The 20,809-nt window shown below is 65.8% G+C and carries 21 protein-coding genes; 11 read left to right on the forward strand and 10 right to left on the reverse strand.

The features are described from left to right. Both VL973_RS13565 and ppa read left to right on the forward strand, forming a co-directional pair. Window positions 1-1,820, forward strand: a 1,820-nt coding sequence (locus tag VL973_RS13565; RefSeq protein WP_325284561.1) for a M61 family metallopeptidase, incomplete at its 5' end; no start/stop codon positions are given. A gap of 98 nt (window positions 1,821-1,918) precedes the next feature. Continuing rightward, on the forward strand, window positions 1,919-2,506 hold the full coding sequence (ppa, locus tag VL973_RS13570) for an inorganic diphosphatase (RefSeq protein ID WP_325284562.1): 588 nt from the start codon (window positions 1,919-1,921) through the stop codon (window positions 2,504-2,506). Between the two features lie 61 nt (window positions 2,507-2,567). On the opposite strand, the gene VL973_RS13575 is transcribed toward ppa, so the two are convergent. Together VL973_RS13575 and msrA are read right to left on the reverse strand one after the other, a co-directional pair. Then, on the reverse strand, window positions 2,568-2,846 hold the full coding sequence (locus VL973_RS13575) for a CsbD family protein (protein WP_325284563.1): 279 nt from the start codon (window positions 2,844-2,846) through the stop codon (window positions 2,568-2,570). 55 nt (window positions 2,847-2,901) lie between these two features. Then, a complete protein-coding gene (msrA, locus tag VL973_RS13580) occupies window positions 2,902-3,516 on the reverse strand; it encodes a peptide-methionine (S)-S-oxide reductase MsrA (RefSeq protein WP_325284564.1) in 615 nt (204 codons plus the stop codon). 180 nt (window positions 3,517-3,696) lie between these two features. Between msrA and VL973_RS13585 the strand changes: the two genes are divergently transcribed. Further along, complete coding sequence (locus VL973_RS13585; protein ID WP_325284565.1) at window positions 3,697-3,879, forward strand: hypothetical protein; 183 nt, start codon at window positions 3,697-3,699, stop codon at window positions 3,877-3,879. Here VL973_RS13585 and VL973_RS13590 read toward each other — a convergent pair. From VL973_RS13590 to pabB, 3 genes are all read right to left on the reverse strand, one after another. Further along, window positions 3,872-4,027, reverse strand: coding sequence for a hypothetical protein (locus tag VL973_RS13590; RefSeq protein WP_325284566.1), 156 nt, complete (start codon window positions 4,025-4,027; stop codon window positions 3,872-3,874). The two genes, VL973_RS13585 and VL973_RS13590, sit on opposite strands and share 8 nt — an antisense overlap. Window positions 4,028-4,161: 134 nt before the next feature. After that, window positions 4,162-5,361 (reverse strand): pyridoxal phosphate-dependent aminotransferase, encoded by a 1,200-nt coding sequence (locus VL973_RS13595; RefSeq protein WP_325284567.1) that lies wholly within the window; start codon window positions 5,359-5,361, stop codon window positions 4,162-4,164. A 33-nt stretch (window positions 5,362-5,394) separates the two neighbouring features. Beyond that, a complete protein-coding gene (pabB, locus tag VL973_RS13600; protein ID WP_325284593.1) occupies window positions 5,395-7,155 on the reverse strand; it encodes an aminodeoxychorismate synthase component I in 1,761 nt (586 codons plus the stop codon). 81 nt (window positions 7,156-7,236) lie between these two features. On the opposite strand from pabB, the gene VL973_RS13605 reads away from it, so the two are divergent. Then, a complete protein-coding gene (locus VL973_RS13605) occupies window positions 7,237-7,899 on the forward strand; it encodes an MBL fold metallo-hydrolase (RefSeq protein ID WP_325284568.1) in 663 nt (220 codons plus the stop codon). Here VL973_RS13605 and VL973_RS13610 read toward each other — a convergent pair. Next, window positions 7,896-8,603, reverse strand: a complete 708-nt coding sequence (locus VL973_RS13610) for a Crp/Fnr family transcriptional regulator (RefSeq protein WP_325284569.1) — start codon at window positions 8,601-8,603, stop codon at window positions 7,896-7,898. The two genes, VL973_RS13605 and VL973_RS13610, sit on opposite strands and share 4 nt — an antisense overlap. A 206-nt stretch (window positions 8,604-8,809) precedes the next feature. On the opposite strand from VL973_RS13610, the gene murA reads away from it, so the two are divergent. After that, complete coding sequence (gene murA, locus VL973_RS13615; protein ID WP_325284570.1) at window positions 8,810-10,090, forward strand: UDP-N-acetylglucosamine 1-carboxyvinyltransferase; 1,281 nt, start codon at window positions 8,810-8,812, stop codon at window positions 10,088-10,090. On the opposite strand, the gene VL973_RS13620 is transcribed toward murA, so the two are convergent. After that, on the reverse strand, window positions 10,051-11,256 hold the full coding sequence (locus VL973_RS13620; protein ID WP_325284571.1) for an acyltransferase family protein: 1,206 nt from the start codon (window positions 11,254-11,256) through the stop codon (window positions 10,051-10,053). The genes murA and VL973_RS13620 overlap by 40 nt on opposite strands. A 91-nt stretch (window positions 11,257-11,347) precedes the next feature. On the opposite strand from VL973_RS13620, the gene ispG reads away from it, so the two are divergent. After that, entirely contained in the window at window positions 11,348-12,472 is a 1,125-nt protein-coding gene (ispG, locus tag VL973_RS13625) for a flavodoxin-dependent (E)-4-hydroxy-3-methylbut-2-enyl-diphosphate synthase (RefSeq protein ID WP_325284572.1), read from the forward strand. A gap of 10 nt (window positions 12,473-12,482) precedes the next feature. After that, complete coding sequence (locus tag VL973_RS13630; protein WP_325284573.1) at window positions 12,483-13,373, forward strand: DMT family transporter; 891 nt, start codon at window positions 12,483-12,485, stop codon at window positions 13,371-13,373. Window positions 13,374-13,395: 22 nt separating this feature from the next. Here VL973_RS13630 and VL973_RS13635 read toward each other — a convergent pair whose 3' ends face one another. Next, complete coding sequence (locus VL973_RS13635) at window positions 13,396-13,791, reverse strand: DUF1489 family protein (RefSeq protein WP_325284574.1); 396 nt, start codon at window positions 13,789-13,791, stop codon at window positions 13,396-13,398. A 35-nt stretch (window positions 13,792-13,826) separates the two neighbouring features. Next, window positions 13,827-15,245, reverse strand: coding sequence for a magnesium transporter (gene mgtE / locus VL973_RS13640; protein ID WP_325284575.1), 1,419 nt, complete (start codon window positions 15,243-15,245; stop codon window positions 13,827-13,829). A 130-nt stretch (window positions 15,246-15,375) separates the two neighbouring features. Between mgtE and VL973_RS13645 the strand changes: the two genes are divergently transcribed. Then, on the forward strand, window positions 15,376-15,831 hold the full coding sequence (locus VL973_RS13645) for a peptidylprolyl isomerase (protein WP_325284576.1): 456 nt from the start codon (window positions 15,376-15,378) through the stop codon (window positions 15,829-15,831). 30 nt (window positions 15,832-15,861) lie between these two features. Here VL973_RS13645 and VL973_RS13650 read toward each other — a convergent pair whose 3' ends face one another. Beyond that, the gene (locus VL973_RS13650; protein ID WP_325284577.1) at window positions 15,862-16,758 is read right to left on the reverse strand and encodes a LysR substrate-binding domain-containing protein; all 897 of its coding nucleotides are present in this window, start codon (window positions 16,756-16,758) and stop codon (window positions 15,862-15,864) included. 310 nt (window positions 16,759-17,068) lie between these two features. Here VL973_RS13650 and VL973_RS13655 point away from each other — a divergent pair, with 310 nt between their 5' ends. The 3 genes from VL973_RS13655 (at window position 17,069) to msrB (ending at window position 20,791) form a co-directional block, all read left to right on the forward strand. Then, window positions 17,069-19,357, forward strand: a complete 2,289-nt coding sequence (locus VL973_RS13655; protein ID WP_325284578.1) for a CDC48 family AAA ATPase — start codon at window positions 17,069-17,071, stop codon at window positions 19,355-19,357. A 346-nt stretch (window positions 19,358-19,703) separates the two neighbouring features. After that, window positions 19,704-20,339 carry a class I SAM-dependent methyltransferase gene (locus VL973_RS13660; RefSeq protein WP_325284579.1) on the forward strand — a complete coding sequence of 212 codons (636 nt, stop codon included), beginning with the start codon at window positions 19,704-19,706 and terminating at the stop codon, window positions 20,337-20,339. Window positions 20,340-20,389: 50 nt separating this feature from the next. Further along, the gene (gene msrB / locus VL973_RS13665) at window positions 20,390-20,791 is read left to right on the forward strand and encodes a peptide-methionine (R)-S-oxide reductase MsrB (protein WP_325284580.1); all 402 of its coding nucleotides are present in this window, start codon (window positions 20,390-20,392) and stop codon (window positions 20,789-20,791) included. Window positions 20,792-20,809 lie beyond the last annotated feature (18 nt).

The following is a 20,809-nucleotide window of genomic DNA, read 5'->3' on the forward strand; positions in this document are numbered from 1 at the left end:
CATTCGAGCCGACGATCCCGGCCCCGCGCGACGTCGATTATCCCGGCATCATCAAGCTGAACGTCGACGCGACCGACATCCGCCAGGGCATTTTCCGTGTCAGGGAAACGATTCCCGTTGCACAGGCGGGCCGCATGACGCTGCTGATGCCGCAATGGTTGCCGGGCAACCACGCGCCGCGCGGCCAGATCGAGAAGCTGGCGGGCCTGACGATCCGCGCGGGCAATCGCGTGCTGCCCTGGCTGCGCGACCCATCGGACGTCTATGCGTTCCACATCGACGTCCCCGCAGGGGTCCGGTCGGTCGAGGCGAGCTTCGAGTTCCTGTCGGCGACCAAGCCCGATCAGGGCCGCGTGGTCATGGTCCCCAACATGATGAACGTGCAATGGGAATCGGTCAGCCTGTATCCGGCGGGCTATTACACCCGGCGCATCCCCATTCAGGCGACCGTGAAGTATCCGGCGGGATGGACAGCGGCGTCGGGCCTGCCCGCCACGCGCAACGGCTCGACCTATGCCTATCAGCAGACCAGCTATGAGACGCTTCAGGACTCGCCCGTTTTCGCGGGTCGCCACTACCGTGAGTTCAAGCTGTCGGAACAGGTCGACCTGAACGTCTTTGCCGACAAGCCATCCGAGCTGGAAGCGACCCCCGAACAGATCGCCGCGCATCGCCGGCTGGTGGAACAGGCGGTCAAGCTGTTCGGGGCGCAGCATTACGATCAATATGAGTTCCTGCTGGCAATCACCGACGAAATGGGCGGTATCGGCCTTGAGCATCACCGCAGTTCCGAAAACGGCGTGACGCCCGGCTATTTCACCAAGTGGAACGACGGTCCCGGTCGCCGCAACCTGTTGCCGCACGAAATGGTGCATAGCTGGAACGGCAAATATCGCCGCGGTGCCGACCTGTGGACGCCCGATTTCAAGACGCCGATGCGCGATTCGCTGCTGTGGGTCTATGAAGGGCAGACGCAGTTCTGGGGCTATGTCCTTCAGGCGCGATCGGGTCTGGTGTCGAAACAGGACACGCTCGACATGCTCGCCGCGATCGGCGCCAGCCTCGACGCACGGCCGGGCCGTGAATGGCGTCCGTTGATTGACACGACCAACGACCCGATCATTTCGGCCCGCCGGCCCAAGGGCTGGGTCAGCTGGCAGCGCAGCGAGGATTATTACAACGAAGGCCTGCTGATCTGGCTGGAGGCTGACGCCAAGCTGCGCGAGCTGTCGGGCGGGAGCAAATCGATGGACGATTTCGCCCGCGCCTTTTTCGGGATGCGCGACGGCGACTGGGGCGTGCTGACCTATCAGTTCGACGATGTCGTCAAAACGCTGGAGGGCGTGCACCCCTATGACTGGCGCGCTTTCCTGACCGAACGGGTCTATGAAACCTCGACCCGTGCGCCGCTGGCCGGGTTCGAGAAGAACGGCTATCGCATCGTCTATACCGAGGAACCGTCGCCTTACCTGAAAAGCGCGGCGCGCGAGGGCACAGCCGATTTCTTCTATTCGCTGGGCATGACGCTGGACAAGGACGGCGCGGTGACGGCGGTGCGCTGGGACAGCCCGGCGTTCGAACAGGATATCGACGTGGCCACCAGCATCGTGTCGGTGAACGGCGATGCCTATACCCCCGATATGCTGAGCGCGGCGGTGACTGCCAACAAGGGCGGCCAGGCGCCGATCAAGCTGATGCTCAAGCATGACGACCGTTACCGCGAAGCGACGATCGATTATCGCGACGGGCTTCGCTATCCGCGCGCCGAAAAGATCGGCACGGGCGAAGGCGGGCTGGACCGGCTGCTGGCGACGCGCTGATTCGAGACAGCCATGGTGCGGCGCGACGTTGACGCGCCGCACCAAAGGCGTATGCGCGGGCGCCGAACCACTGACCAATTCAGGGAGCGAACCGCAATATGCGTATCGACAAGGTGCCCGTCGGCAAGTCGCCGCCCGACGATCTGAACGTCATCATCGAAGTCCCGACCGGTGGCGAACCCGTGAAATACGAGTTCGACAAGGAATCGGGCGCACTGTTCGTCGATCGCATCCTGCATACCCCGATGCGTTACCCGGCCAATTACGGTTTCGTGCCGCATACGCTCAGCCCCGATGGCGACCCGCTGGACGCGCTGGTCGTGGCGCGCAGCCCGTTCATTCCGGGCTGTGTCGTGCGCGCCCGTCCGATCGCGGTGCTGAACCTCGAGGACGAAGCGGGCGGCGACGAGAAGCTGGTCTGCGTGCCCGTGGACCAGACCTTCCCCTATTATTCCAAGGTCGACAGCAAAGACGATCTGCCCGAAATCGTGTTCGAGCAGATCGAGCACTTCTTCACCCATTACAAGGATCTGGAGAAGATGAAGTGGGTGCGCGTCGGCACCTGGGGCGACCGCGACGAGGCGCGGCGCATCACCCTTGAAGCGATCGAGCGCTACAACGCCGAGAAAGCCAAGGGCAAGGAGCCGATGAACCACGACGTGCCCGGTCGCGACGAGAACGACTGACACGAAAAAGGGGCGCCGCCGGAAGGATCCGGCAGCGCCCCCTTTCCATTCGAGCGACCGCTTATTGCGGCTTGCGGCCAAAGGCTGCGAACAGCGCCGCACCCGCGGCCGCAGCAATGCCCAGCGCGGCCAGCGGCTGACGCTTGGCGAAGTCGATCGCCGGCGCCAGCGTATCCTCGACCGCCGCCTGCACATGGCCCAGCGACTTTTGTGCGCGGCCACCGGCGGCATCGGCGCTGCCCTCCGCCTGAAGCGAGCGGTCGTTTGCGACGTCGCCAACCGCCTTTTTCACGTTGCCGCCCATTTCACGGAGGGCGCCTTCCGCAATATTCTCGTTCATCGTTGAAACTCCTTGCTTCGCCGACACGACGCGCGATCGGCGCAAAGGTTTCGTTTCAGCTTCGCACCAAGCGGGGAAAGGCGTCGCGGAATGCCGCGACCTTGGGGCGATCCCACCGCACGATATAAGGGTGGCCGGGATTTCGGCGTGCGAAATCCTGATGATAGGCCTCCGCCGGGTAGAAGCGTCCGGTTTCGATCCTTGTCGCGATCGGCGCGCGCCACGCCTTCGCGGCGTCCAGTTGCGCGATATAGCGCCGCGCGACGTTCAACTGTTCGCGGTTCTGCGGAAAAATGGCCGAGCGATAGCTGGGGCCGCGATCCGGTCCCTGCCGGCTCACCTGCGTCGGATCGTGCGCGACCGAGAAATAGACACGCAGCAAGGTGCCGTAACTGACCTGTCGCGGATCGTAAGTGATGCGGATCGCTTCCGCATGGCGTGTGCGTTCGGTCGAGACCGCGGCATAATTGGCGGTCGCGGCATCGCCGCCCGCATAGCCGCTGGTGACGCCGGACACGCCGCGCATCTGCTCGAACACGGCTTCCATGCCCCAGAAGCACCCGCCCGCCAACACCGCCACCGCGCGCGTGCCCGGTGCCGCCACGTCGCTGGCGGGCGCGGGGATGGGCACGGCCCGTTCCGCATGGCCGGGGGTTGCCAGAAGCGCCATCAGCGCCGCGCTCGTCAGGGCCAATCCGATCGCAGCCTTTTTCATGTGCACGATATGGTGAAGCCGGTGTCGGATGAAAAGATCGTCCTGGCGACATGGAATCGTCGAACCGTTGCAACATGTCCGACGCCAAGTGCGTTTAGGGAGCGGGGCCAGTAACCGAGTTTGAGAGTATCCGCCGTGAGCATCTTCCACCCGCTGCTTGTCGAGGCCGTGCGCGACGCGCGCCAGCTCGACGAAACCGAGATCGAACGCTTCGCCGAATCGATCCGCCCGCAGATCCGCGCCGATCAGGGCGCGGCGGCGAACCGGCCACTGTTCCTGTGGGCGCGCCGCGCGGTCGAAGGATCGCGGATCAGCTGATTTCAGGTGCGCTGCCGGCATCGGCGACCGGCGGGAACATCGGCTGTTCGGGCGGCTGGGTGACCTGAACCGTCACCAGGGCCGCTGCACCCAGCGCGAAACCCGACAGGAAATGCCGGACGAACCCGGCGCGAAGGAAACGCAACATCGTCTTGTCCTTTTTGGCCGGCCGGCGCGAACGCCCGCCCGTTGAACTGGGGCGAGCGACACGCGTCACCCGCTTGCCGGCCATTCATAGCGATTCGAGTTTAACGCAGACTGGCGCGCCCGTTCATCTGGTGATCAGCGACAGGCCGCGATTGCCTCGCCGATCCGCTCGCACGCGGTGCGAAGAATATCGTCGCTGGTCGCGTAACTGATGCGAAGCGCGGGGGACAGGCCGAACGCCGAGCCGTGCACTGCAGCCACGCGTCCTTCGTCGAGCAGATAGCCGACGATCTTCTCGTCGCTGTCCAGCACGTCGCCTTTGGGCGTCGTCTTGCCGATTACGCCCGACAGGTCGGGATAGACGTAAAACGCCCCTTCGGGAGTCGGGCAATTCACGCCCGGAATGGCGTTCAACATGCCGACCACCAGATCGCGGCGCTTCTGGAACGCGGTCGCGCGGTCCTTGAGGAACGACTGGTCGCCCGACAATGCGGCGGTTGCCGCCGCCTGCGCGATCGAACAGGGGTTGGAGGTCGACTGCGATTGCAGCTTGGCCATCGCCTTGATGAGCCACGGTGCACCAGCCGCGAAACCGATGCGCCAGCCGGTCATCGAATAGGCCTTGGAACAGCCGTTCACCGTCAGCGTGCGGTCGTAGAGCGACGGCACCACTTGCGCGATCGTCGCGAAATCGAACCCGTCATAGGTGATGTGTTCATACATGTCGTCGGTCATGACCCAGACATGCGGATGCCGCTCCAGCATCTGGCCGATCGCACGCAGTTCGTCGGCGCTGTATGCCGCGCCCGTCGGGTTGGACGGCGAATTGAGGATCAGCCACTTGGTCTTCTGCGTGATCGCCGCCTCGACCTGATCGGGCGTCACCTTGTAATTCTGGTCCGATCCCGCCGCGACGAACACCGGCTTGCCGCCGGCGAACTGAACGATATCGGGATAGCTGACCCAATAGGGCGCGGGCACGATCACTTCGTCGCCGGCGTCGATCGTGGCGACCAGGGCGTTGAACAAGGTGTGCTTGCCGCCGACATTCACGCTGATCTGATCGGGGGTATAGGTCAGCGCATTGTCGCGCGCGAACTTGGCGACGATCGCTGCTTTCAGCTCGGCGGTGCCGTCGACATTGGTATATTTGGTCTTGCCGTCATGGATCGCCCGGATCGCGGCTTCCTTGACGAAATCGGGGGTGTCGAAATCCGGCTCCCCGGCCCCCAGGCCGATCACGTCGATCCCCTGACGCTTCAGGTCCAGCACGCGCGATGTCATGGCGAGCGTGGCGGAGGGCTGGATGCGGCCAAGGGCAGTCGAAGGCGTCATGGTTCGGACTTTCGGATAGGCGTTCGCGCGCGCCTATAGGCCGCCCTGCCGCGGCGCGGCAACCGTAACTGCGGAAACCAGTCCGCGCAGCGCATTGCCCAGCATGAATCCGCCCGCCAGATCATCGGCCCGCAGGTCAATTTCATATGCACGGCCCGTGGCGAGCAACTCGGCACGCAGCACGCCGGACAACAGGCCCCGCGCGGCGGGCGGGGTCGCCAGCAACCCGGCCTCGCGCGCGACGAACAGGTTGGTGAAGCTGCCTTCGGTCAGGAACCCCTCGCCATCGGCGAACAGCACTTCGTCGCAATCGGTGCGGCGGCGTGCGGCATCGTAGAAGGCGCGGTCGCTGGTCTTGTGCCGCAACCGGAAATCATGACCCTCGACCGGCAGCGGCACGATCGCCACGCGCCATGGACGATCGGGCGGCGGCGGCAGCGGCGATATCTCGATCGCCATCGACCCCCGGCGCGAGAGCAGCAGGCGCACCCGCGCATCGTCGCGCAGGCGAAAGGTCGCCGCCTGAAGCTCGTTGCGGGCAAGGTGCCGGTCGAAGGTGAAGCCGAACAGCCTTGCGCTGTCGCGCATCCGCTCCAGATGCCGGTCGAGCAGCAGCACGCCGTGACGTGCGTCGAAACGCATCGTCTCGATCAGGTCGAAGGGGCGCGCCCCGGCGGTCAGGAAAGCGCTTTTGGCAAGGCATTCCGCCCATTCGTCGGCAGCGCGCGAATCGGCGACGATCCCCGAACCCAGTCCCAGCGTCGCCTCGCTTCCCCCTGCAGGCAGGCTGAGCGTGCGGATCGCGACGTTGAACGCCGCATCCCCGCCGGGCGCGAAATGGCCGATCGCGCCGGTGTAAAGGCCGCGCGGCTGCCCCTCGATCGCGTCAATCGCCTGCATCGCCCGCAATTTGGGGGCGCCGGTGATCGACCCGCATGGGAACAGCGCCGACACGACATCGATCGCATCGCACCCCTCGGCCAGCACCGCCGTCACCGTCGATGTCATCTGGTGCACCGTGGGATAATGCTCGACCTCGAACAAGGCGGGCACGCGCACACTGCCGGGCATCGCCACGCGCGACAGATCGTTTCGCATCAGGTCGACGATCATCAGATTTTCGGCGCGCTGCTTGGGGTCGGCGGCAAGCGTGCGGGCGGCGGCGGCGTCGCGTGCGGGATCTGGATCGCGTGGCGCGGTCCCCTTCATCGGTCGCGCGGTCAGCGCACCCGAATCAAGGGTGAAGAACATCTCCGGCGACAGCGACAGATGCGTTGCCTGTCCGGTCGCGACCACCGCGCCCCACCCCGCCGCCGATGCGCCGCGCAATCGCGCATAGGCGGCCAGCGGATTGCCCAGCACACGGGCTTTCGCTGGAAAGGTCAGGTTCGCCTGATAGATGTCGCCCGCGCGGATCAGCGCCAGAACCGCGTCCAGCCGCTGACGATAGGTCGCAAAATCAACCGTTGGCGCGGCCCCGCCGACCCAGGCGCCATCGGCGCATGGCAGCGTCGCCGGGTCGAACGGCATGGCGGCTTCGAACAGGCCGAACCACAACAGCGGATCATGCGGCGACGCGGGCGCGCGCGCCTCGAACGCAGCACCCGCGCCGTAAGCGAGGAAGCCCGCCGCATGAAGCCCTGTCGCCAGCGCCTCGCGGATGCGGGCCAGGGCGGCCGGCACCGCGTCCGGCGTCGTCGCGGTCACGATATCGACCGGATCACGAAACAGTCGCGCACCGGCCCCGCCCGGACGGGCATCGTCGAGCAGGACGAAGGGAGCCGTCAGCACCATGGCGCGCAGCACTGCCGGGCGATTGGCCGCGCGGCAACCCCGCGTTGTCCCGACGCGCGGCTTTCCCTATGCATCGACGCCATGACCCAGCCGCCGCTTCGCGCCACGATCATTCCAGTCACCCCCCTGCAACAGAATTGCACGCTGTTGTGGTGCACGGCAACGATGCGCGCCGCCGTGGTCGATCCCGGCGGCGATCTGGACCGGATCGAACAGGCAATCGCCCAGGCCCGCGTGACGGTCGAGAAGATCCTGCTGACCCACGGCCATATCGACCATTGTGGCGAGGCCAAGCCACTGGCCGAAAAGCTGGGCGTGCCGATCGAAGGACCGCATGAGGCCGATCGTTTCTGGATCGCGCGGCTGGACGAGGATGGCCGGAATTACGGCATTCGCGGCGTGCCGTTCGAACCCGAACGCTGGCTGGTCGAGGGCGAGCAGGTGCGCGTGGGCCAATTGACTCTCGATGTGTGGCACTGCCCCGGCCATACGCCCGGTCATGTCGTGTTCCATCATCCGGCATCGAAACTGGCGATCGTCGGCGACGTGCTGTTTCGCGGATCGATCGGCCGCACCGACTTCCCGCTGGGCGACCATGACGCGCTGATCGACGCGATCGTCACCAAATTGTGGCCGATGGGGGATGATACCGTGTTTCTGCCCGGTCACGGCGAGCCGGGCCGTTTCGATATCGAGCGGCAGAGCAACCCGTTCGTCGCCGACCGGGTGCTCGCGCGCGATTAACGCCCTGCCGGCAACCAGCCGAGGTCGAGATTGCGATAGCGATCGACATAGTTGGTGACGCCCGTCAGCGCCCTTTCGTCGCGGATGGTCACGCGCTGCCCCTCCCGCGCGATCAGGCCGTCTTCCTCCAGCTGGCGCAGCATCCGGTTGACGTGAACCGCGGTCAGGCCGGTCGCGTCGCCCACTTCCTCCTGCGTCAGCGTCAGCATGAAGTTGTCGCCCACCGACTTGTCGGTTGCGCGCAGCCGGTTGCGCCATTCAAGCAGCAACGCGCCCACCCGCGCCTTTGCCGATGTGCGGCCCAGCGCCGCCAGCCGGTCGGTCAGCGCCACGCGCTCGATCTGGCCATAAGCAAGGATCATCGATGCAAGACGCGGATGTTCGACCACCAGTTCGCCCAGCGCCGAACGCTCGAACGGGCACACCATGCTCTCGACCACCGCGCAGATCGTTTCCGGCGCCTCGTGATAGACCAGCGCCGACAGGCCGAGCAGGTCGCCCGGAAAATGGAAGCGCAAAATCTGCCGGCTGCCGTCGTCCAGCAGCACATAGGTCATCATCAGCCCCTTGCGGAGCATATAGAGTTCGCCTGTCTGATCCTGGCTGCGTCGCAGCACGCCACCGCGCCTGATCGTGCGGGTGCGCTCCTCCAGCCGCTCGAGCGCGCCGCGCTCGCCATCGGTCAGGTCAATATGCTCGCTCAAAACGTCCGCGAAACAACTCCCGGGCACGCTTATGTTCCCCCCGTTTGTTCCGAGTCCAAAGCAGCCGTTTGAAAATACTGCATTAAAGTCGATCAAGAAAGATCGTCGGCTTGTCGTTACCACTTAACCAGAAAGGGTCAGTCACATTTTCGACACGGCGGCATCGCCCGTTGCGGGCAAGCCGGGCGCATCCTAGAAGCGCGGGGATGGACCGTATCCTTATTCGTGGCGGCCGCCGTCTGGCCGGTCGTATTCCCGTATCGGGCGCCAAGAACGCGGCGTTGACGCTGATGCCCTGTGCCCTGCTGACCGACGAACCGCTGACGCTGCGAAACTTGCCGCGCCTGGCCGATGTCGACGGCTTCGGGCACCTCCTGAACCAACTCGGCGTGTCGACCATGGTCGAAGGCGCCCATCCGTCCGACTTCGGGCGCGTGATGACGATGCGTGCCCAACGCCTGACCAGCACCATCGCCCCTTATGACATCGTCCGCAAGATGCGCGCGTCGATCCTCGTTCTTGGCCCGTTGGTCGCGCGCGCCGGGGAGGCGACGGTGTCGCTGCCGGGCGGCTGCGCCATCGGCAATCGCCCGATCGACCTGCACCTGAAGGCGCTGGAGGCGATGGGCGCCGAGATTGAACTGACGGCGGGCTATGTAAAGGCCGTGGCGCCGGGCGGGCGGTTGCCGGGCGGTCGCTACAGCTTTCCCGTCGTGTCGGTCGGCGCGACCGAGAATGCCGTGATGGCCGCCGTGCTGGCAAAGGGTACAACCGTGCTCGAAAACGCCGCGCGCGAGCCGGAGATCGTCGATCTTTGCAACTGCCTGCTCGCCATGGGCGCGTCGATCACGGGCATCGGCACCGAAACGCTGACGATCGACGGCGTCGACCGGCTGCACGGCGCGACCTATCGCGTGATGCCCGACCGGATCGAGGCGGGCAGCTATGCCTGTGCCGCGGCGATCACCGGCGGCAGCCTGGAGTTGATGGGCGCCAAGGCAGGCGACATGCGCGCCACGCTGGCCGCGCTGACCGAAGCCGGCGTGACGATCGAGGAACGACGCGATTCGATCCTGGTCGAGGCGTCCGGTGGATTGTCGCCGCTCAACCTGTCGACATCACCCTATCCCGGCTTTGCCACCGACATGCAGGCACAGTTCATGGCGATGCTGACCCAGGCGCAGGGGGCCAGCGTGCTGACCGAGACGATTTTCGAGAATCGCTACATGCACGTCCCCGAACTGGCGCGGATGGGCGCCGACATTCAGGTGACGGGCCGCTCGGCCGTGGTGCGCGGCGTAACCCCGCTGGTCGGCGCGCCGGTGATGGCGACCGACCTTCGCGCGTCGATGAGCCTGATTATCGCCGGGCTGGCGGCGGAGGGCGAGACCCAGGTCAACCGCGTCTATCACCTCGATCGCGGCTATGAGCGGCTGGAAGAGAAACTTCAGGCCGTGGGCGCCGATATCGAGCGCGTCGGCGGCTGATCCGCACGGCCGCTGATCGCGCCCAGACCGATCAGCGGCCGCAGCCATCCGATCCGCCTGCCCACCAGATAGAAGATCGCGCAACTGGCCGCCGTCGCGCCCAGCAGGATCGCGAACTCGACCCACGGGTCCAGCCCCAGCGGCAGCGTTTCCCAGGCGAAGAAGATGATCGCCACATGGTGGATCAGGTAAAAGGGAAATACCGCTTCGCTGAGCGTCCGGCGCCAGCGATGGTCGCGGTTCCAGAACCGGTCGGCCAGATGGAACAGCACCAGCGTCATCGTCCAGCCCATCGCGACATCGGCCCCCCGTTCGGCCGCCATCGCCAGATGCGGGGGGATCGCATCCCCCTGCCACGTCATCTCCGCCGCGACGATCCCGCCGCCGCAGACCAGTGCCGCGACCAGCGCCAGCGGCCAGTGGCGCGCGATCGGCCGCCACAGCGCGGGCTGCGCCGCCAGCGTGAAGCCGAACAGGAACATCGGAAAATAGCTGACATGGCCCGCCCAATCGGTGAACAGGCCCTGTTTTTCGGGCACGACGAACAACAGCGACAGCCGCAGCACGCCCATCACCAGCACCGGCGCCCACAGGATGCGAAGGCCCTGCCCCAGCCAAGCCGACACCGCCGCACCGGGCAGCCGCCCCAATCGGGCCAGCACCAGCGTGACCATCGTATAGGCCCATAGATAGACGACGAACCACAGATGCTCCCAGCTGGGAAACTCGCGGCCGTAAAAAGCGCCGATGCGCCAGTAGTCGCGCGTCCAGAACGTCCAGTACCCGTGCGGATAACCGCGCGCGAGCACCTGGATATACATTTCGATCGGCACCAGCATCACCATGCCGAACGCCAGCGGCACCAGCAGCCGCAGGTTGCGTGAGCGCGCGAACGCCCCGCCGCTGTCCGATCGCGCGAACAACATGCGCGACGCATAGCCCGACACCGCAAACAGCAGCGACAATCGCCACGGCGTCAGCATCGCCATCGGCGGGATCAGCGCGGGATAGCTGCGCTGGGTGTCGATCACCCAGTGCCACGGCGCAAACACCATGCCGATATGATAAAGGATCAGCAAAGCGAACGCCGCGATCCGCAGCCAGTCCAGCCCGAAATGCCGCCCGCCGTGCGGGGTTGCTGTGTCGGAAACCCCTGATTCGTTCACGCGCGCGACCTTTATCGGGACCGCGCCTTTCGCCCGGCCCTTCGGGCGGCTATATCGCGCCGACGTAACCGAAAACTTAGCGAGAAAATCAATGTCGATCCGTCCGTGGCGCGACATCCACCGCCGCCAGAGCCGCCAGATCATGGTCGGCAACGTGCCCGTCGGCGGCGATGCACCGGTGACGGTGCAGACCATGACCAACACGCCGACCAGCGACGCCGCCGCGACGATCGACCAGATCCGCCGGTGCGAGGAAGCGGGCGTGGACATCATCCGCGTCAGTTGCCCCGACGTCGAATCGACCGCGGCGCTTGGCACCATCGTGCGCGCGTCGAACGTGCCGATCGTCGCCGACATTCATTTCCACTACAAGCGCGCGCTGGAAGCCGCCGACGCGGGCGCGGCGTGCCTCAGGATCAATCCGGGCAATATCGGCTCGGACGAACGCGTGGCGGAGGTGGTGCGCGCGGCCAAGGCCAATGGCTGCGCCATCCGTATCGGCGTGAACGCCGGCAGCCTGGAAAAGGATCTGCTCGAAAAATATGGGGAGCCGTGCCCCGAGGCGCTGGTCGAAAGCGCGCTCGACCATATCAAGCTGCTGCAGGACCATGATTTTCACGACTACAAGGTCGCGGTGAAAGCGTCGGACGTGTTCCTGGCCGTCGCGGCATATCAGGGGCTGGCGGAAGCGACCGATTGCCCGCTGCATCTGGGCATTACCGAGGCCGGCGGGCTGATCGGCGGCACGGTCAAATCCTCGATCGGGATCGGCAGCCTGCTCTGGTTCGGGATCGGCGACACGATCCGCGTATCACTGTCGGCCGAGCCGGAAGAGGAAGTGCGCGTCGGGTTCGAAATCCTCAAGGCATTGGGCATCCGCAATCGCGGCGTGCGCGTCGTATCGTGCCCGTCATGCGCGCGGCAGGGATTCGACGTGATCCGCACCGTGCAGACGCTGGAGGAACGGCTTCAGCACATCCGCACGCCGATGAGCCTCAGCGTGCTGGGCTGCGTCGTCAACGGTCCGGGCGAAGCGCGCGAAACCGATATCGGGCTGACCGGCGGCGGCGCGGGCAAGCACATGGTCTATCTGTCGGGCATGACCAGCCACACCATCGACGATGCCGGCATGATCGACCATATCGTCACGTTGGTCGAGGCCAAGGCCGCCGAGATCGAGGCCGCGAACGAAGCCGTCAAGATCGCCGCCGAATAAATCCGCGCGCTTGAAACCCGTCGCTCCCCTGCTGGCCTTTGCGGTCGCGACGGCGGGCATCGCCGTGTTTTCGGGCATGGACGCGATCATGAAGGGGCTGGTGCTGGCCATCGGCGCCTATTCCGCGCTGTTCTGGCGCAATGTCGTCGGCGTGGTGGTCAGCGGGTTGCCCTATCTGCTGCGCCCGCGCCCACCGCTCAGCCGGGAAGGAATGCGGCTGCATATCATGCGCGGTGTCGTCACCGCCGTCATGTCGTGGCTGTTCTTCTGGGGACTGGCACGCGTGCCGATGGCACAGGCGATCGCGCTCAGCCACATCGCGCCGCTGATGTCGCTGTTCCTGGCCGCATGGCTGCTGGGGGAACGGATTTCGCGGCGAACGATCGTCGCGTCGGTGCTGGCCTTTGCCGGCGTGCTGGTCATCATGGCCGGGCAGGCGCAGAACGACCTGGGTCCAGACGCGTTTCGCGGCGCGCTGGCGATCCTGGCGTCGGCGTGCTGCTATGCGTGGAACATCATCGTCATGCGTCGCCAGTCGCTGCTGACCGGTCCGGCCGAGATCGCGTTTTTCCAGTCGCTGGTGGTCGCCATCGTCTTTGCGATCGGCGCGCCGTGGTTCGCCGACTGGCCGACGGGCGAATGGGTGGAAATTGTCGGCGCGGCGGTGCTCGCGGTGGTGTCGCTGGCGCTGCTGGGCTGGGCCTATGCCCACGCACCGGCAAGCGTGCTGGCGCCCAGCGAATATACGGCATTCGTTTGGGCCGCGATCCTGGGGTTTCTGGTGTTCGGGGAGCGCGTGTCGGGCTGGACGTTGGCGGGCGCGGTGCTGATTATCGGCGCGTGCCTGTGGGCGGCGACGGGCAGGCAGGCCACACCGATCGCCGAGGCAGCCCTGCCGTAATGGACCGCGCCGCGGCTGGCGGTCAGAGCAGCGCCAGCGCGCTCAGTTCGCCGATCAGCCGGGGCGGCATCGCAGCGATGCTCTCTCCGGCTTCATCCAGATCGGGCGGCGCGTCCACCCCCTCCAGATAACGCCAGCCCTGATGCGCGCGGCGTGGGCGCGCCTGCACCAGCACCAGTTCGGGGTGGATCAGGATGGCGACGCGCCCCTGTTCCGCCTCGCCAAAGCCGAGGATCGGCGATCGAGCGACCAGTGCGTGCCGGTGAATCCAGTAAAGCGACCCCTGCCCCGCCAGTTCCGCGTGCCGCTTGGGCAGATAGCGCGTCGTGACGACCGGCGCGGCGCGCCCGGCGAACCACTGGCGGATATCGTCGAGGCTGTCGGCGCCGTAAGCGACCTTGGTCAGATGAAGCGGCATCAGGTGGCCTGATGTGGTCGCGCGAGCAGCGCCGATCAACCCACCATGCCGCTGGCCGTCGCCAGCCCCAGGAACACCAGAAAGCCCATCGAATCGGTAATCATCGTGACGAACACCGATGACGAGATCGCCGGATCAGCCTTCAACCGCTCAAGCGTCAGCGGAACGACCACGCCCGCCAGCCCCGCGATGACGATGTTGCACAGCATCGCCGCACCGATCACGCCGCCCAGCGTCGGGTTGGCGAAGAACAGCGCCACCGCGACACCGATGACCACCGCGACGGTCAGGCCGTTGAGCAGCGCGATCGCCAGTTCGCGGCGAACCGCCCACAATGCGTTGGAGCGCGTCAGCTGATTGGTCGCCATCGCCCGCACGGTCACGGCCAGCGTCTGTGTGCCCGCATTGCCACCCACACCCGCGACGATCGGCATCAGCGCGGCCAGCACGACCATGCGTGCGATCGTGCCCTCGAACTGCGTGATGATGGTCGACGCGACCAGAGCGGTGCCCAGATTGGCGATCAGCCAGCGCACGCGCGCGCGGTAACTGTCGCGCACGGGTTCGTTGATGTCGCCGTCACCCGCACCCGACAGCAACAGCGCGTCCTCACCCGCTTCCTGCTGGATGATGTGGACGATGTCGTCAACGGTGACCATGCCGACCAGCCGCCCGCCGGTATCGACCACCGCGGCAGAGATCAGCGCATATTTCTGGAAGCGCAGCGCGACTTCCTCCTGATCCATGTCGACGGGGATCAGCGTCTGTTCGCGCTTCATCACATCGGCGATGCCGACGACGCGCGGGGTGCGGAGAATCCATGACAGGTGACAGGTGCCGACCGGCCGATGCGCGGGATCGACGACAAAGATTTCCCAGAAATCGGTGGTCAGCTGATCGTCGGCGCGCAGATAATCGAGCACGTCGCCCACGGTCCAATGTTCGGGCACCGCGATCAGCTCACGCTGCATCAGGCGGCCGGCCGATTCCTCCGGGTAGGACAGCGCTTCCTCGATCGCGGCGCGGTCGTCGGGATCGAGCGCGCGCAGCACCTCTCGCTGATCCTCAGGCTCCAGATCCTCGATGATCGCGACCGCGTCGTCGGTATCGAGTTCGGCGGCGATATCGGCCAGTTGGCGCGGACCCAGCGCGTCGATCAGTTCGTCGCGCACCCAGTCGTTCATTTCCGCCAGCACGTCGCCGTCGATGCGATCGGCAATCGCGGCGGCCAGCGCCGCGCGCTGTTCGGCGGGGGTCAGTTCGATCAGGTCGGCAATGTCGGCCGGGTGCAGCGGCTCGACCCGCGCGCGCGCGCCCTCGGCATCCCCGGCCTCGACCGCGTCGAGCACGGCGCGAACGAAATCGGGGTGCAGCCGGTCATCCTCGTCAAAGCCGGCGGCTTCGCTGTCGGCGATCTCATGTTCGGGGTCGTGCAGCTCGGTCTGGCTGGTCATGCACGCCTCCCTTGGCAGATATGGCAAAGCGCGGGCTTATGCCGCGCCGCAAAGAACCGCAATGGCCCGCCATTCGTTGCCAGCGTCGGAACGGACGGCTAGGGCCGGCATCCATTCGAGGAGAAGCATCATGGCCGACATGCCCGAAACGCTCATCATGACACTGGAAGGCGGCGATGTGACGATCCGTCTGCGCCCCGATCTGGCACCCAAGCATGTTGATCGTATTGCAACGCTTGCCGATCGCGGCTTTTACGACGGCGTGGTGTTCCACCGCGTCATCGACGGCTTCATGGCGCAGGGCGGCGATCCCAGCGGCACCGGCACCGGCGGTTCGGACGAGCCTGACCTGCCCGCCGAGTTCAGCCGCGAACCGCATGTCCGCGGCGTGTGTTCGATGGCGCGCACGATGAACCCGAACAGCGCCAACAGCCAGTTCTTCATCTGCCTTGACGACGCCACGTTCCTCGACGGCCAATATACCGTCTGGGGCGAAGTGACCGACGGCATGGATCATGTCGACGCACTGCCCAAGGGTGAGCCGCCGCGCACGCCCGGCAAGATCGTGAAGGCCCGCACTGCCTGATCGCCGACCGATACCGGCGGGCGTCGCGCCCTATCGCACGCTCGCCGGTTCGGGATTGAGGACGGTCAGCACCCAGTCGTGGAAAATCCGCACCGCGCGGGTTTGAAGGGCGCGGGGGCGGCACACGAACCAGTAGCTGTAATCGCTGTCGACCGGCTCGAACAACCGCACCAGCCGGTCGTCGCGCGCGCCTTCGAAATGCATTTCCAGCATGAAGGCGACGCCGAGGCCCTGTGCCGCGGCCTCCAGCATCAGCGGCCCGGAATCGAAAAAGTCGGTGGTGCGCGGCTCGATCTGGGGCAGACCCATCGCACGGCGCCATTCGATGAACGTCTCCGGCATGTCGCGATGGACCAGTGCGGTCAGACGGCTGAGATCATCCGGCCGCGTCACCGGATCGGAACCCTCCAGCAGATCGCGACAGCCGATCACGAACACCCGGTTGCGATCCAGCCGCCGGGCATAGAGCGCCGGATCGATCTCCCGCGCCAGCACGATCGCGGCATCGAGCGAGTCGCCCAGCCGGGCCTGGCGATTGGGCTGGGTATCGACATCGAGATGCAGTTCGGGATGCGCGGCGCGCAATTCGCCCAGCCGCGGCATCAACCGGCGTGATGCATAAAGCGGCAACAGGCCAAGCCGCAGGCGCAGCAATTCGCCGCCGCTCGTCATTGCGTCTACTGCGTCGCTCATCGCGTCCAGCGCGGGTGCGATCTGGGACAGCAGCCGTTCGCCATCGGCGTTGATGACGATCGCCTGGTGCCGGCGGTCGAACAGCGGCTTGCCCATGAAGCGTTCCAGCGCCTGCACCCGGCGGCTGAGCGCGGGCGACGATAGCGCCAATTCGCTGGCGGCGGCCTTGATCGAGCCGAGCCGGGCGACCTGGACAAAGGCCTCGATGGCCGAAAGGGGCGGAAGCCGGCGCATGTGCGAAATGCATTTTGCACTGCATCATCGCTGATTGGAACCGTCTTCATGACCATGACAGCGCTGCCGCTCAACGATTGCAAAAACTGCAATCCGTTTCGTTTCTTTCGCACTTGCACAATAGTAAGCATTGCAACACAAAGGTCGGGCCTTTCAGGCATCCTCTCCTAAAACTTTCATGGCCGATCCCTGCGGGGGTCGGCCCTTTTTTTGTTAGCGCCACCAGCCGATGCGCTCTCGCGCCGATGCAACCCGATCCCTATCTCGCGCGCTTCGTGCCCGAACGGCGTGATACGAGGATGAGGGATTAATGGCCGACGAAGAAACCCGCTCACGCAAATTGCAGGTCGCCAATGCCCGGCCCGAGGACAGCGGCCGCGGCGTGGCCCATGTGCCGCGCGCGATATTGGGCGCGCTGGGCATCGCCGAGGGCGACGTGATCGAAATCGTCGGCAAGCGATCGACGCCGGCGCGCGCCGTCATGCCCTATCCCGAGGATGAGGGGCTGGAGATCATCCGCATCGACGGCCTGCAACGTGCCAATGCCGGTGCCGGCTCCGGCGATTTCGTCGAGGTGCGCGCCGCCGAATCGAAACCCGCCACTCGCGTCGTCCTTGCCCCCGCATCGCAGAATCTGCGCCTGCAAGGCTCGGCACAGGCGCTCAAGCGCACCTTTATCGGCCGCCCGCTGACGCAGGGCGACACGGTGTCCACCGTCGGGCAGCAGCGCGTGTCGAACATTCCGGCCAGCGTCGCGCAGCATCTGCGCGCGCCGGCCTATGCGCTGCAGGAAATCCGGCTGGCGGTAATCGCCACCACGCCGCGCGGCATTGTCCACATCGATGAATCGACCGAGATCGAACTGCGCCCCGATTATGAGGAGCCAAAGGAATCGCGGCGCGCCGACGTCACCTATGACGATATCGGCGGGATGCATCAGACGATCGATCAACTGCGCGAGATGGTCGAGCTGCCGCTGCGTTATCCCGAGCTGTTCCAGCGGCTGGGCGTCGATCCGCCCAAGGGCGTGTTGCTGCACGGCCCGCCCGGCACCGGCAAAACGCGCCTTGCCCGCGCGGTCGCGAACGAATCGGATGCCGAATTCTTCCTGATAAACGGTCCCGAAATCATGGGTTCCGCCTATGGCGAATCCGAAAAGCGGCTGCGCGAGGTGTTCGAGGAAGCCACTCGCGCCGCGCCATCGATCGTGTTCATCGACGAGATCGATTCGATCGCTCCGCGCCGCGACCGCGTGCAGGGCGAAGCCGAAAAGCGGCTGGTCGCCCAGTTGCTGACGCTGATGGACGGGCTGGAGGCGCGTGCCAATCTGGTCGTGATCGCCGCCACCAACCGCCCCGAAGCGCTGGACGAGGCGCTGCGCCGGCCGGGCCGTTTCGACCGGGAAATCATCGTCGGCGTTCCCGACGAGCGCGGGCGGCGCGAGATCCTGGGCATCCACACCCGCGGTATGCCGATCGCAGAGGATGTCGACCTGAACGAACTGGCGCGCACCACTTACGGCTTTGTCGGCGCCGACCTGGCGGCACTGGCGCGTGAGGCGGCGATCGACGCGGTGCGCCGGATCATGCCCAGGCTGAACCTGTCCGAACAGACGATCCCGCCCGAAGTGCTCGACAATCTGTCGGTCACGCGCGCCGATTTTGTCGAGGCGCTGAAGCGCGTTCAGCCATCGGCGATGCGCGAAGTGATGGTGCAGGTGCCGCAGGTCCGCTGGGATGATATCGGCGGGCTGGACGAGGCGCAGTTGCGCCTGAAAGAGGGCGTCGAGCTGCCGATGCGGTCGCCGATGGCGTTCCGGCGCATGGGCATCCGGCCCGCGCGCGGTTTCCTGCTCTATGGCCCGCCGGGCACGGGCAAGACGCTGCTGGCCAAGGCCGTCGCGCGGGAGGCGGAGGCGAACTTCATCGCCACCAAATCGTCGGACCTGCTGTCCAAATGGTATGGCGAGAGCGAGCAGCAGATCGCGCGCCTGTTCTCCCGCGCACGACAGGTCGCGCCGTGCGTGATCTTCATCGACGAACTCGACAGCCTGGTGCCCGCGCGCGGCGGCGGTCGGGGCGAGCCGCAAGTGACCGAGCGCGTGGTCAACACGATCCTGGCCGAGATGGACGGGCTGGAGGAACTGCAATCGGTTGTGGTGATCGGTGCGACCAATCGCCCCAACCTGATCGACCCCGCGCTGTTGCGGCCGGGGCGGTTCGACGAACTCGTCTATGTGCCCGTGCCCAATGCCGAAGGGCGGCTGCGGATCCTGGAAATCCAGACCAAGCGGATGCCGCTGGCGGACGATGTCGACCTGTCCGCCATCGCCGACCGGGCGCTGCGTTTCACGGGCGCCGACCTGGAGGATATCGTGCGCCGCGCGGGTCTGATCGCCCTTCGCGAAACGCTCGACGCCGGCGAAGTGACGATGCGGCATTTCGAAGCGGCCTTTGCCGATTCGCGCGCGACCGTGACGGCGGAAATGGAGCAGGAATATGAACAGATGGCCGCGCGCCTGAAACAGGACGCGGTGGCGCTCCAGCCGATCGGCTTTATCGCGCCCGGAATGCTGGAGGGGCGCGGTCCCAAGGGTTAGGCGCGGGACGCGAGACCGCGCCACGTATAGCCCGGCAACAGAAGCAGCGCGGCGGCCGCGATCCAACAGGTTAGCGGCCGCCACATACAGGGCCACGCCGAATGCGCGCGACCGTGATGCCGGTCGCCAGCCCGATGGCGGCGAACAGCAACAGGAATTGTCGTCGCCAGGACCATGCCCGCCATCGCCAGGCGCCGGGGGATGGTTGAAAGGCACAGCTGCCTAAAGGAATCGGTAGCAAGAACCGGCAAAGTTCGATGCAACCACGCGCAACGCCGGATCGTTACAACTTTACGACGCCATGATGACAGGCCATGGTCGCGCCGATTTCCAGCATGAGTAGCCGATGACGCCCCTTTCGACGACGCAAACCCGCCGCGCTGCCCGCCGCCGGCATGGTGCCCCCTCTCCCTGGGGCATGTTCCTGAAGGGGTTCGTCAAACATCCGCTGATGGTCGGATCGATCGTGCCGTCGTCGGACAAGCTGATCGCCCGGATGCTCGGCCCGGTCGACTGGGCCAATACCCGGCTGTTCATCGAATATGGTCCCGGCGTTGGCACGTTCAGCCGCGCGATCCTCGACCAGATGGCGGCGGATGCCACTTATCTGGCGATCGACACCAATATCGATTTCGTCCGTTACCTGCGCCAGACGGTGCGTGACGATCGGATGCGCGTGGTCCATGGATCGGCCGCAGATGTATGCCGGATTGTCGCCGATCACGGCTTTTCGCACGCCGACTATGTTTTGTCGGGCTTGCCCTTTTCCACCCTGCCTACCGGGGTAGGTGACATGATCGCCGATCAGACGGCGCGGGTGATCCGGCCGGGCGGTGCGTTTCTCGTCTATCAATTCTCGCCCAAGGTGCGCGACCTGCTGCATCCGCGCTTTGCATCGATCGATCACGCATTTGAATGGTGGAACATGCCGCCCGCACATCTTTACTGGGCGCATGTCGGGGCGGCAGCCGAAACGCGCTGAAGCACCGATACGGAATTGACGCGGGCGGGGCGGCTACACACATTCACGGCATGGAAAAGATCGACCTGCCCGAATCGGAATGGCGGCGCCGCCTGACCCCGGTCCAGTATCACGTCCTGCGCGAAGCGGGGACCGAGCGCGCTTTTTCCGGCCATTACACCGATAACAAGGCCGATGGCGTCTACCACTGCGCGGGATGCGGCAATCCGCTGTTCGACAGCGAGGACAAATATGATTCCGGCTCAGGCTGGCCCAGCTTCACGCGCCCGCTGAGCGAACAAGCCGTCGTCAATCACGAGGATCTGAGCCACGGGATGCGCCGCGTCGAGACGCGCTGCTCGGCTTGTGACGGGCATCTGGGCCATGTGTTCCCCGATGGGCCGCCGCCGACGGGCCTGCGGTTCTGCATGAATTCGGTCGCGCTGGATTTCCGGGGGCGTTCAGCCGACTGACAGGGCCGTTGGGGCAAG

It is taken from the genome of Sphingomonas sp. (genome assembly GCF_035490575.1).
Taxonomy (GTDB): Bacteria; Pseudomonadota; Alphaproteobacteria; order Sphingomonadales; family Sphingomonadaceae; genus Sphingomonas.

What these genes read in the sequence shown, in the direction of transcription:
- ppa (WP_325284562.1), top strand. Translation starts at nt 1,919, where the DNA reads ATGCGTATCGACAAGGTGCCCGTCGGCAAGTCGCCGCCCGACGATCTG.
- VL973_RS13575 (WP_325284563.1), bottom strand. Translation starts at nt 2,846, where the DNA reads ATGAACGAGAATATTGCGGAAGGCGCCCTCCGTGAAATGGGCGGCAAC.
- msrA (WP_325284564.1), bottom strand. Translation starts at nt 3,516, where the DNA reads ATGGCGCTTCTGGCAACCCCCGGCCATGCGGAACGGGCCGTGCCCATC.
- VL973_RS13590 (WP_325284566.1), bottom strand. Translation starts at nt 4,027, where the DNA reads ATGTTGCGTTTCCTTCGCGCCGGGTTCGTCCGGCATTTCCTGTCGGGT.
- VL973_RS13595 (WP_325284567.1), bottom strand. Translation starts at nt 5,361, where the DNA reads ATGACGCCTTCGACTGCCCTTGGCCGCATCCAGCCCTCCGCCACGCTC.
- pabB (WP_325284593.1), bottom strand. Translation starts at nt 7,155, where the DNA reads ATGGTGCTGACGGCTCCCTTCGTCCTGCTCGACGATGCCCGTCCGGGC.
- VL973_RS13605 (WP_325284568.1), top strand. Translation starts at nt 7,237, where the DNA reads ATGACCCAGCCGCCGCTTCGCGCCACGATCATTCCAGTCACCCCCCTG.
- murA (WP_325284570.1), top strand. Translation starts at nt 8,810, where the DNA reads ATGGACCGTATCCTTATTCGTGGCGGCCGCCGTCTGGCCGGTCGTATT.
- ispG (WP_325284572.1), top strand. Translation starts at nt 11,348, where the DNA reads ATGTCGATCCGTCCGTGGCGCGACATCCACCGCCGCCAGAGCCGCCAG.
- VL973_RS13635 (WP_325284574.1), bottom strand. Translation starts at nt 13,791, where the DNA reads ATGCCGCTTCATCTGACCAAGGTCGCTTACGGCGCCGACAGCCTCGAC.
- mgtE (WP_325284575.1), bottom strand. Translation starts at nt 15,245, where the DNA reads ATGACCAGCCAGACCGAGCTGCACGACCCCGAACATGAGATCGCCGAC.
- VL973_RS13645 (WP_325284576.1), top strand. Translation starts at nt 15,376, where the DNA reads ATGGCCGACATGCCCGAAACGCTCATCATGACACTGGAAGGCGGCGAT.
- VL973_RS13650 (WP_325284577.1), bottom strand. Translation starts at nt 16,758, where the DNA reads ATGCGCCGGCTTCCGCCCCTTTCGGCCATCGAGGCCTTTGTCCAGGTC.
- VL973_RS13655 (WP_325284578.1), top strand. Translation starts at nt 17,069, where the DNA reads ATGGCCGACGAAGAAACCCGCTCACGCAAATTGCAGGTCGCCAATGCC.
- VL973_RS13660 (WP_325284579.1), top strand. Translation starts at nt 19,704, where the DNA reads ATGACGCCCCTTTCGACGACGCAAACCCGCCGCGCTGCCCGCCGCCGG.
- msrB (WP_325284580.1), top strand. Translation starts at nt 20,390, where the DNA reads ATGGAAAAGATCGACCTGCCCGAATCGGAATGGCGGCGCCGCCTGACC.